Origin of the sequence: Clostridium guangxiense (genome assembly GCF_021043395.1) — a bacterium.
Taxonomy (GTDB): Bacteria; Bacillota; Clostridia; order Clostridiales; family Clostridiaceae; genus Clostridium_S; species Clostridium_S guangxiense.
Map to the genome: position 1 here is coordinate 1 of NZ_JAJNKE010000059.1, position 17,113 is coordinate 17,113.

At 30.8% G+C, this 17,113-nt stretch carries 17 protein-coding genes; 12 read left to right on the forward strand and 5 right to left on the reverse strand.

The window, feature by feature from the left end; genetic code table 11:
• The 7 genes from LQK79_RS19450 to LQK79_RS19480 all read left to right on the forward strand — a co-directional run.
• Positions 1-567 (forward strand): RHS repeat-associated core domain-containing protein (locus tag LQK79_RS19450; RefSeq protein ID WP_231017577.1); only part of this gene is annotated, 567 nt, incomplete at its 5' end.
• 21 nt (positions 568-588) lie between these two features.
• Complete coding sequence (locus tag LQK79_RS19455; RefSeq protein ID WP_053243597.1) at positions 589-1,098, forward strand: hypothetical protein; 510 nt, start codon at positions 589-591, stop codon at positions 1,096-1,098.
• A gap of 333 nt (positions 1,099-1,431) precedes the next feature.
• Positions 1,432-1,725 (forward strand): hypothetical protein, encoded by a 294-nt coding sequence (locus LQK79_RS19460; RefSeq protein ID WP_053243596.1) that lies wholly within the window; start codon positions 1,432-1,434, stop codon positions 1,723-1,725.
• A 13-nt stretch (positions 1,726-1,738) separates the two neighbouring features.
• Complete coding sequence (locus LQK79_RS19465) at positions 1,739-2,119, forward strand: hypothetical protein (RefSeq protein ID WP_053243595.1); 381 nt, start codon at positions 1,739-1,741, stop codon at positions 2,117-2,119.
• 280 nt (positions 2,120-2,399) lie between these two features.
• Positions 2,400-3,068, forward strand: coding sequence for an RHS repeat-associated core domain-containing protein (locus LQK79_RS19470; protein WP_231017578.1), 669 nt, complete (start codon positions 2,400-2,402; stop codon positions 3,066-3,068).
• Between the two features lie 23 nt (positions 3,069-3,091).
• Positions 3,092-3,577 carry a hypothetical protein gene (locus LQK79_RS19475; protein WP_231017579.1) on the forward strand — a complete coding sequence of 162 codons (486 nt, stop codon included), beginning with the start codon at positions 3,092-3,094 and terminating at the stop codon, positions 3,575-3,577.
• Between the two features lie 244 nt (positions 3,578-3,821).
• Positions 3,822-4,298: a hypothetical protein gene (locus tag LQK79_RS19480; protein ID WP_053243516.1), complete on the forward strand. Its 477-nt coding sequence runs from the start codon at positions 3,822-3,824 to the stop codon at positions 4,296-4,298.
• 288 nt (positions 4,299-4,586) lie between these two features.
• Here LQK79_RS19480 and LQK79_RS19485 read toward each other — a convergent pair whose 3' ends face one another.
• Positions 4,587-5,240 (reverse strand): helix-turn-helix transcriptional regulator, encoded by a 654-nt coding sequence (locus LQK79_RS19485; protein WP_231017580.1) that lies wholly within the window; start codon positions 5,238-5,240, stop codon positions 4,587-4,589.
• 85 nt (positions 5,241-5,325) lie between these two features.
• A complete protein-coding gene (locus tag LQK79_RS19490; RefSeq protein WP_231017581.1) occupies positions 5,326-6,144 on the reverse strand; it encodes an IseA DL-endopeptidase inhibitor family protein in 819 nt (272 codons plus the stop codon).
• 259 nt (positions 6,145-6,403) lie between these two features.
• Between LQK79_RS19490 and LQK79_RS19495 the strand changes: the two genes are divergently transcribed.
• From LQK79_RS19495 to LQK79_RS19505, 3 genes are all read left to right on the forward strand, one after another.
• Complete coding sequence (locus tag LQK79_RS19495; protein ID WP_053243513.1) at positions 6,404-7,345, forward strand: L-lactate dehydrogenase; 942 nt, start codon at positions 6,404-6,406, stop codon at positions 7,343-7,345.
• 488 nt (positions 7,346-7,833) lie between these two features.
• Positions 7,834-8,568, forward strand: coding sequence for an ABC transporter ATP-binding protein (locus LQK79_RS19500; RefSeq protein WP_231017582.1), 735 nt, complete (start codon positions 7,834-7,836; stop codon positions 8,566-8,568).
• Positions 8,555-10,216 carry a putative ABC transporter permease subunit gene (locus tag LQK79_RS19505; RefSeq protein WP_231017583.1) on the forward strand — a complete coding sequence of 554 codons (1,662 nt, stop codon included), beginning with the start codon at positions 8,555-8,557 and terminating at the stop codon, positions 10,214-10,216. Before LQK79_RS19500 ends, LQK79_RS19505 begins: the two co-directional genes overlap by 14 nt.
• Before the next feature lie 41 nt (positions 10,217-10,257).
• Here LQK79_RS19505 and LQK79_RS19510 read toward each other — a convergent pair whose 3' ends face one another.
• Positions 10,258-11,133 (reverse strand): AraC family transcriptional regulator, encoded by an 876-nt coding sequence (locus LQK79_RS19510; protein WP_231017584.1) that lies wholly within the window; start codon positions 11,131-11,133, stop codon positions 10,258-10,260.
• Between the two features lie 122 nt (positions 11,134-11,255).
• Here LQK79_RS19510 and LQK79_RS19515 point away from each other — a divergent pair, with 122 nt between their 5' ends.
• Positions 11,256-13,484 carry an alpha-galactosidase gene (locus tag LQK79_RS19515; protein WP_231017585.1) on the forward strand — a complete coding sequence of 743 codons (2,229 nt, stop codon included), beginning with the start codon at positions 11,256-11,258 and terminating at the stop codon, positions 13,482-13,484.
• Positions 13,485-13,655: 171 nt separating this feature from the next.
• Here LQK79_RS19515 and ytaF read toward each other — a convergent pair whose 3' ends face one another.
• Positions 13,656-14,273, reverse strand: coding sequence for a sporulation membrane protein YtaF (gene ytaF / locus LQK79_RS19520; protein ID WP_231017586.1), 618 nt, complete (start codon positions 14,271-14,273; stop codon positions 13,656-13,658).
• A gap of 73 nt (positions 14,274-14,346) precedes the next feature.
• Complete coding sequence (locus LQK79_RS19525; protein ID WP_231017587.1) at positions 14,347-15,504, reverse strand: amidase domain-containing protein; 1,158 nt, start codon at positions 15,502-15,504, stop codon at positions 14,347-14,349.
• Positions 15,505-15,640: 136 nt separating this feature from the next.
• Between LQK79_RS19525 and LQK79_RS19530 the strand changes: the two genes are divergently transcribed.
• Positions 15,641-16,972, forward strand: coding sequence for an MATE family efflux transporter (locus tag LQK79_RS19530; protein WP_231017588.1), 1,332 nt, complete (start codon positions 15,641-15,643; stop codon positions 16,970-16,972).
• Positions 16,973-17,113: the final 141 nt, after the last annotated feature.

Sequence of the window (17,113 nt, forward strand, 5' to 3'; positions counted from 1 at the left end):
AGCTATACTTATGATACTTGGGGTAAACTTATATCAATAAGTGGAAGCTTAAAGGATACAGTAGGAGTATTAAATCCGTATAGGTATAGAGGATATAGGTATGATACCGAGACTGGGCTTTATTACTTGCAGAGTAGATATTATAATCCTGAGTGGGGAAGGTTTATTAATGCGGATGGGATAGCTGCGACACCAGGTGAATTGCTATCAGCAAATATGTATGCTTATTGTAAGAATAATCCTGTAAATATGTCAGATGCGGATGGAGATAGACCAGAATTTTCAGGGACTGGACGTGATACAGGCGATGATTTAGCAGTATCTTTAGCAATAATGAATCATAGATATGATTACAGTACTGGTACGATAAGTAAGTCAGGTTCATCTCTGAGATATGCTCGTATGAATGATTTAGGAAAAGGCTGGGATTGGGATGCAAATAATGAAAAATGGCAACAAAATCAAGATAATATAATTGGGCTGTCAGGTAAAGCTTTAATTATATATTTGATAATTTCTGAGGGATCAAGAGTAATTCCACCAAGGAATTTAATACCAGTACCATAGTAATATGGAGGTTTAATAAAAATGAGATATTTTACGGATGAATTATGGGAAGAAATTAATTGTGGTGTTAAGGAAAGAAGAGAAATTGCAGAAAAAAAATGGGATAAAAATGCTGAAGAATATAGAGCAGTATTCAATAATATTAGATATCGGTTTAGTAAAAAATTTCTTAAAATATATGAAAAAGAAGCTAATTTTCATGATTATAAATTGAAAGAAATAAAGATTAATCACGATAAATATGGGTTTAAAGATCCAGTTAAAATTTCTTTAATCATTAATAATGAAATAAATACATGGCAAATGGACTATACAAAAATAAAAAAAATATCATTAAATTATAATAAAATTGGTGATATTCTTTCTAGAAATAAAGAATTTTATGTTGGTTTTGATGATTTATCTTATGATGAATTTTTGGAAGTTGATGATAAGACATTATCACATGAGATATTGTTTGCATCAGGAGCAACATTATTAATTAAATTTGAAAAATTATTTATTAAAAAGTTATCAATCAATAAAGATTAAAATTTACAAGAAGATTGAAGAATGGTTTAAGAATTAATTAAATGTAGGTAAGTATAAGATATAGTTAGAGTTAATGATAAAACGTCAACTGGTGCTAGTAGTATTTGTTGACGTTTCTTTTAAATTGAAGAAACTATAAATTACGGTTGTGATGATGTGAACTGGAGGGATAAGCTGACCAGCTATAATGGATAAAATATAATCTAAGATGCTTCTAGAAAAAGTGCGATTATTACTGGGATTGAGGGTGGAATTAGCTCAGCATTAAGCGATATTCCTAAGGCTGTACCACTAGCGACTAATAGGGCTTTAAGACGTGCTGGACTAGAGTTTATGGTACCAGTTAAAGGAGCAAATGCACTTAGAGGGATAGGTAGTGTAGAGAGAGTAGGAGCAGTAGGTGTCGTATTCACTGGTGCTGCTGTGTGGGATAATTTTCACAGTGGTTATAGCAGTAGTGAAGCATGGGGAAGGACAGGTATTGATGTTGGAGTGTCTGCAGCAGTAATTGGAATTGGATTAGTTATTTCCAGTTGGATGGACAGTTGTAATTGGATTTGGCGCTGGGATAATTGCAGAAGGCGTGAAAAATTATATTTGGAAAAAGCAGTAATATATGAAATGTAGGCGGTGAAAAATTATGAATAGAAAAAATGTTATAGCAATAGTAATAGTATTTGTATTTATATTCATTATTAGAATCATTGGTATAGAAAAAATACCTTTCCCAATAATCGCGATTGTATTGTTTTTATGCATGGGTATAGCATTTGTAATTACTTTAAAATACAAAGAAGATAAAAAAGAACGAAGATATTTACTAATTATGACAATATTAATGACATTGCTTTCTACGATATTTGTAATAGCGATTGTTATACAAAATAATTATACGCAGCTATCAGATAGTCTTAAACCAATATTTATTAGCGTAATGTTAATATTATTTGTAATATTATTAATAGTTATATTTGCAAATGCAGCATATAAGTTTGGCAATAATAAATCAAAGAAAAAATAGCGAACTTATTATAAAAAAGACTAAGTACGAAAGATAAGATATACAATTAAAAGTTTATTAAAGCTAACAATAAAATGTCAACAGGTACTAAGGCTACTTGTTGACGTTTTTTTAACTGAAAAAATAATATCACATAATATAATGACTTAGCATAAGAACCCCAAAAACAGTAAATGGAGTCACTACAAATTACACCTTAAATGGTGATGAAGTAACTTCTGAAAGTGATGGAACAAACACTATATATTATCAGTATGGTACTTCAAATAATGTTTTGAAAATGAACCTTAATGGTAACAATTACTATTATATAAGAAATGCACAAGGAGATATAATAGGACTTATTGACAGTACAGGAACGCAGGTAGTAAGCTATACTTATGATACTTGGGGTAAACTTATATCAATAAGTGGAAGCTTAAAGGATACAGTAGGAGTATTAAATCCATATAGGTATAGAGGATATAGGTATGATACTGAAACTGGGTTTTATTACTTGCAGAGTAGATACTATAATCCGGAGTGGGGCAGGTTTATTAATGCGGATGATACTGACCAGCTAGATGATACAAATGAAGATTTGTTAGATTATAATATGTTTGCATACTGCAACAATAATTCAGTAAATAAAGCTGATAATGATGGGCGTTTTGCATATGCATTGTATTTTGTTCCGGGGATTGGAGGTGTTGTATTAGGTATAACCATAGGTGTTGTCTTAGTATATGGCGCTTACAAGGGTATATCATATGTGAGAAGTAAAGTTGGTCGCATTTCATTTGCAAAAACCAAATCAAACTCAGATCCTTATGCAAGACCGAATCAAAAGAAGCAAGGTAGAGAAAGGAAAGAGCAAAAAAGGAAAAAGCCTAATTGGAAAAATAATCCTAATAGAAGAGCAAAACCTTTACCTAAACATACGCCAGGAAAAACGCACAGAAAATATTAAATTTTATGGAGGAATACTTGTTTATGGATATTTGGAAAAAAACCAACTGGAAAAACAATAAGGAAATATGTAAGAAAGAGAGACGTATGGGATTAAGGTTTAGATTCCAAAAAGATGTTGACAAAAATGTTAGAAGAGCATGTATTGACTTTGGAAATTGGATACGAAGCAAATATTATTTTCCAGTTAGGATTGTTATTTATTTCAAAAGTACTCCATATATTAAAGCCTCTGATGGAGAATTTGTTTCGGCGACCTTCTTTGAGCCATTTAGTAAAATAGATGAACCATTTATTAAAATTGCTACTGGTGACTTTCACCAGATGACCGAGGAATGGGGAGAGGATGACGCACTAGCAGCGATATTGGGGTCTATTGCTCATGAATTAACGCATTATTTTCAGTGGATAAATGACATTCGTTTAACAGATATAGGTTTAGAAAAACAGGCATCTCATTATACAAAAAAAGTTATACTTGAGTATGCACAAATTAGAGAACATCCTTAAAAATAAGCTGCACAAATACTAGTATTCTAACAACATAACTTATTATAATTAAAAACTAGATAATAAGGGATACATTTTCATAGAATTTAGAAAGTACATTCAAGCTAACCTTGATGCGTACATTTACAGGAAAAGAACTTATGCCACATGTTCATGATAAAACAGTACCAGGTAAGGGTACCTCTTTCTTGGGAAATTCCTAAATAAATTGTTATTAATCTAAAGTAGAGGAGAAATTCAAGAAATGAGTAATTTGAAAAAGTGGATTTTGACAGAAGATGATTTTAGTAAGATGAAATGGCATGACTGCAGTATTTATGCTATGGCTTTTCAAAAACATGCTTATAAATTGATGTTTGACATTGATTATATATTTAAATGGGTAACACCAACAGATAAGAAAAATCCATATTATAAATTTTGGATAGCACCTACTACGCTAGTATTTGAAAATGTATATGATCTAGAGATTGACATATCCTCTGATTTGTCGATTGAAATTGACACTATTTATAGAGAAGAAGCAAGACAGCCGAAAAATCACAAATATATAGATAAAACCATAGAGTGGAAGTGGATAATTTCAACTCAATGTGGAGAGGTAAGTTTTAGATCTGTTGGTTATAAAATGTATGTTAGAAAAGAACCTTCACTTAAAGCTTCTCAAAAATTAGGCTTTGATGAAAGAGATGGAATATCTTTTTATCAAGGAAAATTGTAATAGCAGATTATATTATTAGCACTTAAGGATCAGAAAATAAATTAAGTGCTCAAGCTAACAAAAACCGTCAATAAAAAAGTAATACTGATTGACGGTTTTTTTTCATAACCTTAAATAACCCAGATGTATATATGTCTATAATTATGACCATATGGTGTATTAAGAGAGTAATAATATTAAATTTAAGAAGGATAATGGGTCTAAAGGCCCAAACCCCGTGTATTAAGAGAGTAATAGTATTAAGTTCAAGAAGGATAATGGGTCTAAAGACCCAAACCCCGTGTATGATTACTTATATTTATTTAGGTATCTGTATATGGTTGGCTCGGACACTTGGAGGGCTTTGGCGACTTCAGAAACTGCGCCTTTTAAGTTAAATGCGCCTTCATCGCAAAGCCTCTTCACTATGTTAATTTTCTCATCTGAAGACATTCTATCGGGTGCTATTTTAGATTTTGATATTGTTTTTTGAACCATCATATATAGAAGATCATCAACATTATCATAAAATTGCTCCTGTGTATCAAGGGTTTTCTTTTTATTATCTATTGAATTTGTTGATATAAAACTTAGGCTGTCCATTAATTGCTTAACCTTATTATAAGGCTCTGTGTCTATGTTTATGCATAGGACACCTATTATTTCAGAATTATCATTTTTTATAAAATAACTTGCAGATCTAAAAGTCTTAAAATTACCAATAGCTTTGTAGTTGGAAACAAAGTTTTTATCTTTATAGCTTTTATTCTGAATTATATTTAACACTAAGTCTGTTAAGGGGCCGCCTAATTTTCTACCACTGAGATGGCCGTTTTTTATAAAAATTATAGAATTGTTGGGGGAGGTAATGTCATGTATTACCACCTCACAATTATCACCTAGGATGCTTGAAATAAATTCTGCAATTGGTATATATTTAGCAAGTATATCTTTATTATTCATATTCTTCACTCCGTACTAATAACCTTCAAGTTTATATATAGATAAAATATAACATAAATTTGAAAAAATATACAGAGCTTATTTGCTAATTTGCAAGAGAAGCTATTCCCCAATCATCAAATTTATAAATAAGCCAGTTTTTGCCTGAATAGTATAAGGCAACATTCATCACACTTGGTGAGGTATCACCATCTGCATAGTCACTTATTTTAAGGTAGAGTATATTTCCGTTAGAAACTTTTGATACTACTTTAAAAGTATTGCCATAATGAAGCATAAGTCCATAGTTACCAACAAGTATATAATATTTACCATTAATATATCTGAAGGTTTCGTCCATGAATTTTCTTATAAAGGTTTCCGTATAGTAAGAATTTAAATTATAGTTTTTTCTCATGAAGTCTTGTAGCATGTTATAACTAGTTATAGCTGGAACCATTTCACTATAAGTTTTATTATCTAAATTAATTGGATTTTTAGTGTTAGAATTTTTAAAATAAGCCGATGAATAAAAGTTTCTTACAGCTATATCTCCGTTGTACAGCAAAGTTCTTATATTGCTATCAGAAATTACTAAATTAGAAGGTTTTGATGACTGTGCTGGCGCTGGCTTAGGTAAAACTGTTTGCTTAACAGTAGAGGATAAATTTTGAGAAGGCGTAGTATTTTTTTCTGGTTTAGAGCTAATAGTTTTACTTGTATTTGTTTCATTAGCAGTAGTGCTTGTGGAAGAATTAGTTGTAGAAGAATCTTTTTTGCTTTTTAATGCTTTAGTAGGCTTTACTTTAGTAGTGGATACAGAAGATTGCGGTTTAAAAAAGTTAATATAACCTAAAGCAACAGCTAAAATTAAAACGATGGATAAGGAAACTACTAATATTTTCCTTTTTGGTTTTAAAGACATAATAAAGCCTCCAATTATTTATAAATTACATACATGATATTATATGATTTCATTACTATATGGTGATATGGATGTACTACATGAAATCTAAGGAATTAATGATGTTCAACTTTGCTGAACGAAAACAAAAAGTAGCTTATCCATATAAAATTTGTTGATAATTATTATTAATTAGTATATAATATTGTTAAGACAAAGATTAATCACGAATAAAATATTGTGGACTGGGAGAAAATAAAGTATATTTGGAGGGATTGAAATGAATAAGAATACAAAGATTTCTATAATCGGTGCTGGATTTGTAGGTTCGTCTACTGCTTTTGCTATTATGAACGGTGGACTTGCATCTGAGATAGTCATAGTTGATGTTAATAAAGATAAAGCTGAAGGAGAGGCAATGGATTTAGCACATGGAGCGGCCTTTGTAAAACCTGTAGATGTTAAATCTGGTGATTATCCGGATACGAAGGGATCAGATATAGTTATTATAACTGCAGGTGCAGCGCAGAAACCGGGAGAGACAAGATTAGATTTAATATCTAAAAATTATAATATATTTAAATCTATTGTTCCAGAAGTAGTAAAGTATAATCCTAATGCCATTTTACTTGTTGTTTCGAATCCTGTTGATATACTCACTTATATAACTTATAAATTATCGGGATTTCCTAAGGAAAGAGTTATAGGTTCTGGTACTGTTCTTGACACTTCAAGGTTTAGATATATGCTCAGTGAACATTTCGGAATTGATGCGAGAAATATTCACACTTATATTATGGGTGAACATGGAGATTCAGAAATTGCTACGTGGAGTCTTACAAATATAGCTGGAATGGACGTAAATGAATATTGCAAAGTAGCATGCAATAAATGCGATGGTTCACTTAAATTTGATATTCATGAAAAAGTTAAAAATGCAGCTTATGAGATTATTAAGAAAAAAGGAGCAACTTATTATGCAGTTGCATTGGCAGTAAGGAGAATTGTTGAAGCTATTATAAGAGATGAGAATTCTATATTAACAACTTCTTCATTACTAAATGGTCAGTATGGAGTAAATGGAATATATATGGGAGTACCTTCTATTATAGGTGTAACTGGAGTAAAGCAGATATTAGAGGTACCGTTAAAGAAAGAGGAGATAGATCAGCTTCACAATTCGGCTAAAACGCTTAAAGAATCACTAAAGGATATTCAATAGTATGGATAGACAACTTGGAAGATTAAAATTGTTAATACCAAGTGTATCGCCATAAACTGGAATTTAACTCAGAGTACAAAGTACAGAGGACAGAGTACAGTGAAGGATGATTTTTCTCCGCTGTCGCTACAAAAAATCTTAAACTTAATGCACGCAAAGCGCTTAAAATATAGTGCTCAGCGTAGCTGACACTATTAAGTTCTAAGATTTACCTGAGAGAAACGAAAGGTAAATCCACCTTCACTGTACTCTGTACTTTGTACTCTGTGCTCTGAATCAACTTCCAGTTTATCAGGATAAATTTGGAGATTGCAATTTTAAAGTTTCAAGTTGTCTATCTATAGTATAGTGATATCAATAATTATAAATCATTTACTGCACATTATTTTTAAACTTTTAAAATAAATAAAATATATATTGAAATATTGTTATTATTGTTATACAATTTCTATAACAATTATTAAATTTATTTTGTGGAGGAAAATAATATGATAGAACTTACCAATGTAACTAAAACCTACAATGGAAAAACCAATGCAGTTGAAGATTTAAATTTAACCATAAATTCTGGTGAGATATTTGGTTTTTTAGGACCTAATGGTGCAGGAAAAAGTACAACCATAAAGATGATTATGGGTATAATAAAGAATGATTCTGGATGCATTAAGGTAGATGATATAGATATAAATGAAAGACCTTTGGAGGCTAAAAAGAAAATAGGATATGTTCCAGATAGTCCAGATATGTTTTTGAGGCTCAAGGGAATAGAATATTTAAACTTTATGTCTGATATATACGATGTTGAAACTTCAGTAAGGCAAAAAAGAATTGAGGATTTAAGCAAATACTTTGATATGGAAAGTGCTTTAAGTGATAGAATTCAAAGTTATTCTCATGGCATGAGGCAAAAGATAGTTGTAATGGGTGCTTTGATTCATGATCCCAGTGTATGGATATTAGATGAGCCACTTACAGGGCTTGATCCTAAGGCTGCATATAATTTGAAGGAAATGATGAGAAAACATGCTGATAGTGGAAAGACAGTTTTCTTTTCTACACATGTTCTTGAGGTTGCAGAAAAAGTTTGTGATAGAATTGCAATAATAAATAAAGGTAAAATAGTATTTTGTGGCACAATAGCTGAGATGAAGGACAGTCTTAAAGAGCAAGGGAGTTCCCTTGAAAAAATGTTTTTGGAGTTGGTGGAAGATGAAAATAAATAAATTTTTTGTGCTAACTAAATATCTTATGCTTGGCTCTGATATGAGAAGCGGAAGAAAAAAAAATGGATTGTCAGATAGCAGTGTATACAGAATATTTTTAGGAATAATTTTATTTGTAATTTTAGCTTTCTCTATTGGTAGTCTTAATTTACCATTATATAAAAGCTTGAGATCAGTAAATATGCAGTCATTGCTTTTAGTTTTGAACTATTCATGTATGGCATTTGTAATTTTTTTCTTTGGTGTATTTTATGTAATGAATATATTTTATTTTTCAAAGGATATAGATTACTTGCTGCCGCTTCCAATAAAACCTGAAACTATTATAGCAAGTAAGTTTGTAGTGACACTTTTATACGAATATTTTATTGAGGGAATTATTTTAATACCATGTACACTTATATATGGAATTAACTCTTCAGCAAACCCTTTGTTTTATGTGTACAGTGTAATTCTTATGGCTTTTTTACCTATATTACCGCTGTGTGTAGCACTTTTGTTAAGCATTGTAATAATGCCATTAGTAAATTTGTCAAAAAGTAAAGATCTTTTTAAAGTCTTAGCTGGAATAATTGGAATTGTATTTGCATTTGGATTTAATATATTTGCTAATGGAATGAATGGTAGAAATTCAAGTGAGTTTTCAAATAATATAGGAAACTTAAGTAAAAAGATAGGAAGTATTTTCCCTGGTGGCAGAATTGCTGCCGATGCGCTTATTAATTCTAGTAATTTTTATGGCTTTTTACAGCTAATAATTTTTGTATTAATAAATATTTTGAGCTTTGTTATAATTTTGAGTTTAAGCAAGGCTTTTTATTTAAAGGGAGTTGTAGGACTTTCTGAATCCGGTTCAAAGAGAAAAACTATGAATAAGGAAGAACTATCCAGGGTGGTTAGCAGAAAGTCAGTCGTTATGTCATATACCATTAAGGAATTGAAATTGCTTGTTAGGACACCTGCTTATTTTATAAATTGTGTAATGCCAGATATAATATATCCTTTGATTATAATAATGCCAATGTTTTTTAGTTCTTCACAAAAAAATGGACCATCAAAAGATCAGTTATTAAGTCTTTTTAATGGAAGTTCAAATTATCCAATAATTATGAGTATAGCAGCGGCCTTTGGCGTATTTATTGGAGCTATGAATTGCGTTACTTGTACCTCAATTTCAAGAGAGGGAGATAACTTTTTTATTATGAAGTATATACCTGTTCCATATAAGCAGCAGATTACAGCGAAGATACTTTCAGGAATTATTATAGCATTGGGAGGACATATACTTTTTGTAATTACTGCAGTCATAGTAATGAAGCTTCCTATGTATTTGGCAATATTATGCATAATTCTAGGAGTGTTTGGAATAGCTTTTTCGGCTACAATAGGAATTTTAATTGATATAATGATGCCAAAGTTAGAATGGGACAATGAGCAAAAGGCTGTTAAGCAAAATTTAAATGTTTTATTTGCTGTTATACCTGCGCTTGCTATGGGGGCTGCTACTATTGCTATTGTAGTATTTTCAAAGTTTAATCTTATTGCTACATTTACCTCACTTTCACTAGTATATGCGGTTATAGATTTTGGATTGTATAAAGTTATATGTGAAAAAGGAGAAGATATTTTAACTGGTTTTGAAAATTAGATTTAGCTATGTTAAAAAATGTTGATAAAGATTTATAAAATCTATTTTTCAGATAAAACTCTATTTATTTCGTAGGAATTGCTGTTCCTGCGAAATTCATCAGGTGAAACTCCAAATTTCTTTTTAAAAACTTTTCCATAATAATTAGCACATGAAAAGCCTACATTTTTTGCTATGTCCTCAAGAGTTAAGTTGTTTTGCGAGGTTAGAAGTTTAACTGAATTTTCTAGGCGTATTTTAATCAAGTAATTATTTGGCGTAATGCCAAGTTCTTTTTCAAATTTGCGTGTTAAGTGAAATTTAGAAATTTGGGCCACTTTTGCCATATCATCTAAACCAATTTGTGTGTTATAGTGATGGTTAATGAATTGTTTGCAAACTTCTATACTTGATGGAAGTACCTTATATTCCTGTTCTTTGTGAAAATGGCTTATAAGGTTCATTATTAATTCATAGGCATACTTTGAGCATTGGTAGACATCTTGGAAGTCATTATTTACTGACATTTCATAAATGTTCCACATTAATTTTTCTATAGAAGAATTATTTTTTATTGAAAATACTGGCCCAGTTAAAGCGATTAGCTGATTCCAGAAAGGTAGAGCTTCTTTGGAAAATTGTATATATAGTAATTCCCAGCTGTTTGAGTGCTCTGGCAGCCTATAGCAGTGAGAACCTGGAATCTCTACAATAAAAGCATCACCTTGCTTTAGCTTATAGGTAGTATTATTAAATTCAAGTTCACCTTCTCCACTTAAGGTGTATTGTATAAGGCAGTGTTCATCAGTACGGTATTTTCCATTCCATATGTAATCATGTGAAGTAACAGTTTGCCATCCCAGGCCTCTAATTGTCAAAAGTGATACTGGCGATATAAAGTTAAAACCTATTGAGGTTTGTTTTAAATTATTGAGCAATATTTTACCCTCCAGTTGTTTTTTTTATTCTTGTGCTGTAATAAAAATTGAATTAATATAAATATTATACAGCAATATATTATTTATGAATATATTGAAAACGATTAATTGGAGGAAAAATTATGAATATATATTTTGATGACAAAGAAAAGATATTTCATTTACAAAGCAAAAATATGAGTTATATTATGCAGGTTGTGGAAGGTGGATATTTAACTCATTTATATTGGGGAAGAAAAATTAAAACTTATCATAAGAGTAATCCAATTATTTTTGTTGATAGAGGATTTTCACCAAATCCCAATTGTAGTGAACGTACTTTTTCATTAGATACTATACCTAACGAGTATCCAGCTTATGGAAATGGAGATTTTAGAAACCCGGCATATCAGCTCCAGCTTGAAAATGGATCTACAATTACAGATCTTAGGTATGTTAAGCATGAAATTTATGATGGAAAAGAGAAGCTTCGTGGGTTGCCAGCAGTTTATGTTGAAAGTGAAGATGAAGCGAAAACCCTTGAAATAACTATGGAGGATAAACTTATAGGATTAACTGTTATTTTAAGTTATACAGTATTTAGAGATTTTAATGCCATTGCGCGTTCTGCAGAGTTTAAAAATAATGGAAATGAGAAGATCAAAATTCTTAAGGCTTTAAGTGCTAGTGTAGACTTTAGGGATAGTGAATATGATTTGCTAACATTTCATGGAGCTCATATTAATGAGAGAAATGTGGATAGACGTCCACTGGTATCAGGCATTCAAACTGTTGAAAGCTGCCGTGGTTCAAGTAGTCCTCAGCACGATCCTTTTATAGCTCTTCTTCAAAAAAATGCAGATGAAGATTATGGTGAAGTGTACGCATTTAATTTTATTTACAGTGGTAATTTTGTGGCAGCTGCTCAGGTTGACCAGTTTAAAAATACAAGAGTATCTATAGGAATAAATCCTTTTGATTTTTCATGGTTATTAGAACAAAATGAAAGTTTTAAAACTCCGGAAGTTGTAATGGTGTATTCATCCAATGGATTAGGGGATATGTCAAGGACTTATAATAAGCTTTATCAAAGTCGTTTGTGTAGAGGGAAATTTCGTGATAGCGTAAGACCTATTTTAATTAATAATTGGGAGGCAACTTATTTTAACTTTAATGCTGATAAAATAATGGAAATTGCAACTGAGGCTAAAAAGCTTGGTATTGAACTTATGGTATTAGATGATGGGTGGTTTGGAAAAAGAGATGATGATTTTAGTTCTCTTGGAGATTGGGTGGTTGATAAAAATAAACTTCCAGATGGACTTGAGGATTTAGCAAATCGCATTAACAATATTGGAATGAATTTCGGCTTATGGTTTGAACCTGAGATGGTTTCTCAAAATAGTGATTTATATAGAAAACATCCAGATTGGTGTATACATGTTCCTAATAGACCTTATACCTTTGGAAGAAGTCAGCTTGTGTTAGATTTATCAAGAAATGATGTTTGTGATTATATTGTTGAAGCGGTATCAAAAATTTTGTATAGTGCACCTATTAGCTATGTAAAGTGGGATATGAACCGTCATATGACGGAAGTTGGTTCAGCTGTGCTTACACCAGAAAGGCAAAGAGAAACGGCTCATCGTTATATGCTTGGACTGTACAAAGTATTAGAGGAAATAACATCACGTTTTCCAAATGTATTATTTGAAAGTTGTTCTAGCGGCGGTGGAAGATTTGATGCTGGTATGCTTTATTATATGCCTCAAACTTGGGCGAGTGATAACACCGATGCAGTATGTAGACTTAAAATTCAATATGGCACAAGCATGATTTACCCAACTAGTTCTATCGGAGCTCATGTATCCACTGTACCAAATCATCAGGTTGGTAGAATAACACCTATAAATACAAGAGGGCACGTAGCTATGTCTGGAAATTTAGGGTATGAACTTGATTTGACTAAATTATCCAAAGAAGAAAAAGAAATTGTAAAGCTTCAAGTTAGTAACTATAAAGAAATAAGAGAGATTATTCAATTTGGTGATTTTTACAGAATACTTAGTCCTTTTGATAGAAATGAAGCAGCATGGAATTTTGTTTCAAAGAACAAATCAGAAATGGTAGGTTACTATTTTAATATATTATCTCAGCCTGCTGCTGTAATTCGTACTTTAAAATTTAAGGGATTAGATGAAAATGCTTTATATGAAAATATAGATACAAAAGAGGTATTTTACGGAGATGAACTTATGAATGTAGGTATTAGTATACCAATAATAAAAGAAGATTTTTCTAGTTTAATGTGGAGATTTAAGAAAATAAAGAGCGAAGTAACAATACTTCGTCACATTAAAAAAATTCTATAAATCTAAGTGGTGATTTTAAGCAAGTGCTTGCTTGATGTATAGAAGGATAATTGGCAAAGCCAAAACCTCGTGTATGTTTACTCGCTATAGCTCAGACAGATTGAAATATCTAAGTATTTTAATAATCATTGCCTTAGATTTATAGTTTTCATTTAACATCTTAAGATACTGCTACTTCGCTAGCATTTCATAAATTCCTAGCAAAATAATGATTATTCCTGAAATTACAGCAGCATATTTACCAAGTTTTTGTGATAAATATTTGTTTCCCACTGTGAGACCGAGGGAAATTGTAATTATGCTTATAAAAAAAGTTAAAATTGTTGTAAGTATTATATTTAACCCTGCTATGCTTGCGCCTATTCCAAGCCCCATATTATTTAAGGCAAGAGCAATAGAAAGTGAAAAGGATTCTTTTAAATCTATGCTTCCAGAAGTATCTTTATCTGCATTTTCTGGATTAGAAAGAATATCTTCTATATTTGATAGGCTATTTTTTTCAACTGCTTTAGAGGATTTTTTGTTTTCATTAAATTCGCTGAGCATAGCCCAAAGACCTATTAAAATAAGAATGCTGCCCCCAAGTATATTGGTAAAGTTATTAGGTACAAAAGTAGCGATAATATTTCCTAGTTCCATTGATAGAATTGTTCCAATTGATGATATCAATGCTATGAGTAAATTAATTGGTAAATTTATTTTGATTTTTTTTATACCATAACATAAGCCAACCACAAAGTTGTCTGTACTAGCTGATAATACAAATAGTATTGCTGAAAAAATTTGCATAATACTCCCCTTTTGAAAGTGATACACAATATACTATTCATCAATCATTGTTTAAGTTACATAAAGTATTTCGCTAGTGCAAATTGGTGTGTATAAGATGAAACTTAATGTTACTGTTAGCCCAGCCAAGATCCCATGGAACGTGATATCTATCTGTTGTATGAGAATTAATGAGGGGATATCCATGAGAATCAAAGCCAGTAACTATAGCAAAATGATCTATATTATTTTTCTTATCATAAGCTACAAGATCACCAGGGATTAATTTTGAAATAGCACCATTAGGATAATAATCTGTTTGTTTAACTAAATTTTCAAAAGTTCCTACTTTTATAAGTCTACCTCTTCCACTATATATTAGGTAATTTTTAAAAGCATCGGTGTTTACAAAAGCTTTACTTCCATGTCCTTTGGAACAATACCAACCTCCATTGAATTTAAGCGCAGCTCCTTCTTTATCGCTTAAAGCTTGTGAGGCGAAATTTGTGCAGTCTCCTCCTATACCTGTGAAATCAATATACTTCTTATTATAATTATGGTAGTATTTATCTGCATATTCAACAAGCCTTATTCTTCTGTCATTACCCCAAAGCATTTCTTGCGCATTTTTAGGACTATTTGCAATATTGTAAGCCTTAAGTTTACTTGTATCAGGTACTGTTAAATCTCCATTGTATAAATCTAAAGCATCTTCAAAGCAATCTGTATACCAATCATTATATACGACCCACTTATCTTCTTTATTTATTAAAACTATATTGTGACGCAAACCAATAGAAAATGAATTATTAACAGGATCTGGATCTGATTTGTACATATAGTTAAATGTTAGTACTTCATTTAAATAAACACTTAGTTTATTGCCAGAATGTTTAACTTTTTTCAAATTTATAGAGGAGACTACATCTGTAAATTTTATGTTTCTTTTATAACCCCATTCATATAAATATTTAATACGTTTAATTTCATGATCTAGTGACCATTTTCCGTAGTTTTTAGAGGTGTCGAAAAGTGGAACAAGACTTTTTAAATCTAAGGATGTAAATGCTTTTGATCTTAAACCATATATCTTTTCAATTTCGGTTTTAGCTATTTCTTTATAATCTTTGTCTTTACTTGGTCCTATAATTGGATTTTTTACAACTGCATTTATCTTAGGAGTATATATATTTTGAAATATTGTACAAAATATAAGCCCTAAAATCAGTATAACTCTTGCCTTTTTTTTCAAATTAACCACCTCTTGAAATTTAATATACAAACATTATTATTTCCTAAAAAGTGCACTAAAAATACTATAAAAAGTAATTAAATATTTTAAATTTAATATATTTTAAAATATGAGCAATAACTTTGGTAGGTAAATGGTGAGGGATAAAAAAATAATAAAAGAAGTTTTAGATGTATCGCTGCCAGTAGTGTTAGAATTGACAGTTTATAATTTCTTATATATTTTAGATATGATGCTGGTGGGGAAATACGGAGGGGGAAGTGAAGTTTCAGAGTTTGGAATATGTAATAATATATATAATACCTTCCTTAATATTTTTATTTTTACAGGTATATGCATAGGCATAACGACCTTGGCATCTCAGAGTTATGGTGCAAGAAAATACATAAAGGCAAAAGAATATGCAGAGATGGGTTTTTTACTTGGAATAATAATATCAACAATTACAGTAGCGATTATTTTTTTCAATGTGCAAAAAATGCTTGTTATATCAGGAGTAAAAAGAGCAAATTTAAAAGAAACTTGTGAAGTTCTTAAGATGTTTTCGATTTCATTATTTTTTTGTATGAATATTAATGTTATAAATTCTATATTAAGAAGTTATGGAAATTCTATGGAACCTTTTAGAATTTCTTTATATGTTGGATTTTTTAAAGTGATATTTGATCTTACATTTATATTTACAAACATATTTAGGACATCATCTGTACTAAGTGTTTCAATAGCATCTGTTTTGGCTCAATTTTTAGGATTCATTATAGATTATTATTATGTCACTCGTGTACCTAAGGCTATAAATATAAATGTAATATTTAAGATAAAGGTGAGAAAAATAATTGAACTCTTAAAATTATCAATACCGTCCTCTTGTGAAGAAGCAGCGTATAGTTTAACTAGGCTTGCATGTACATTCATAATAATGAGAGCTGGAACTGTGGCTTTTGCATCTAATGAAATTGCAAATTCAATAGAAGCAGTGTCTCTTATGCCTGGTACAGGTTTTGGGGCAGCGGTAACCACGCTTGTAGGAATTAATTACGGGAGAAGAAATTTTAAAGCTTTAAAGAAATGTTCTTACGAATGTTTTTATTACTCCTTTTTTATGATGTCATTTTTTGCTGTGATATTTTTATTCTTTTCTCATTTCCTTGTTGGTTTTTTTATAAGTGAAGAGAAAATCATATATTACGCATCTATATGTCTTGCTATAGGTGCATTCGAGCAACCAGCTATAGCATTATCTATGAATTTTTCTGGTGCACTTAAAGGAATGGGAGATACAAAAACACCTTTTATTGTTACGTTTATATCATCATGTGTAATAAGACTTCCACTTACTTTTATCTTTATTTATATTTTAAAAAGACCTATATATTATGTTTGGTGGATTACGCTTATAGAATGGGTTTTTGATGGAATGGCGCTTTTTATATGCTTTACCATTAAAATTAAACGAATGAGAATATAATCATACACGAGGTTTGGGCGAAGCCCATTATCCTTCTAAAACAAAATGTTAAGCACTCGCTATAATACACGAGGTTTGGGCGAAGCCCATTATCCTTCTAAAACAAAATGTTAAGCACTCGCTATAATACACGAGGTTTGG

Bases quoted from the DNA above. Each gene is read 5' to 3' on its own strand.
- LQK79_RS19460 (WP_053243596.1), top strand. From the start codon at position 1,432: ATGGTACCAGTTAAAGGAGCAAATGCACTTAGAGGGATAGGTAGTGTA.
- LQK79_RS19495 (WP_053243513.1), top strand. From the start codon at position 6,404: ATGAATAAGAATACAAAGATTTCTATAATCGGTGCTGGATTTGTAGGT.
- ytaF (WP_231017586.1), bottom strand. From the start codon at position 14,273: ATGCAAATTTTTTCAGCAATACTATTTGTATTATCAGCTAGTACAGAC.
- LQK79_RS19485 (WP_231017580.1), bottom strand. From the start codon at position 5,240: ATGAATAATAAAGATATACTTGCTAAATATATACCAATTGCAGAATTT.
- LQK79_RS19455 (WP_053243597.1), top strand. From the start codon at position 589: ATGAGATATTTTACGGATGAATTATGGGAAGAAATTAATTGTGGTGTT.
- LQK79_RS19470 (WP_231017578.1), top strand. From the start codon at position 2,400: ATGAACCTTAATGGTAACAATTACTATTATATAAGAAATGCACAAGGA.
- LQK79_RS19505 (WP_231017583.1), top strand. From the start codon at position 8,555: ATGAAAATAAATAAATTTTTTGTGCTAACTAAATATCTTATGCTTGGC.
- LQK79_RS19500 (WP_231017582.1), top strand. From the start codon at position 7,834: ATGATAGAACTTACCAATGTAACTAAAACCTACAATGGAAAAACCAAT.
- LQK79_RS19490 (WP_231017581.1), bottom strand. From the start codon at position 6,144: ATGTCTTTAAAACCAAAAAGGAAAATATTAGTAGTTTCCTTATCCATC.
- LQK79_RS19515 (WP_231017585.1), top strand. From the start codon at position 11,256: ATGAATATATATTTTGATGACAAAGAAAAGATATTTCATTTACAAAGC.
- LQK79_RS19475 (WP_231017579.1), top strand. From the start codon at position 3,092: ATGGATATTTGGAAAAAAACCAACTGGAAAAACAATAAGGAAATATGT.
- LQK79_RS19465 (WP_053243595.1), top strand. From the start codon at position 1,739: ATGAATAGAAAAAATGTTATAGCAATAGTAATAGTATTTGTATTTATA.
- LQK79_RS19480 (WP_053243516.1), top strand. From the start codon at position 3,822: ATGAGTAATTTGAAAAAGTGGATTTTGACAGAAGATGATTTTAGTAAG.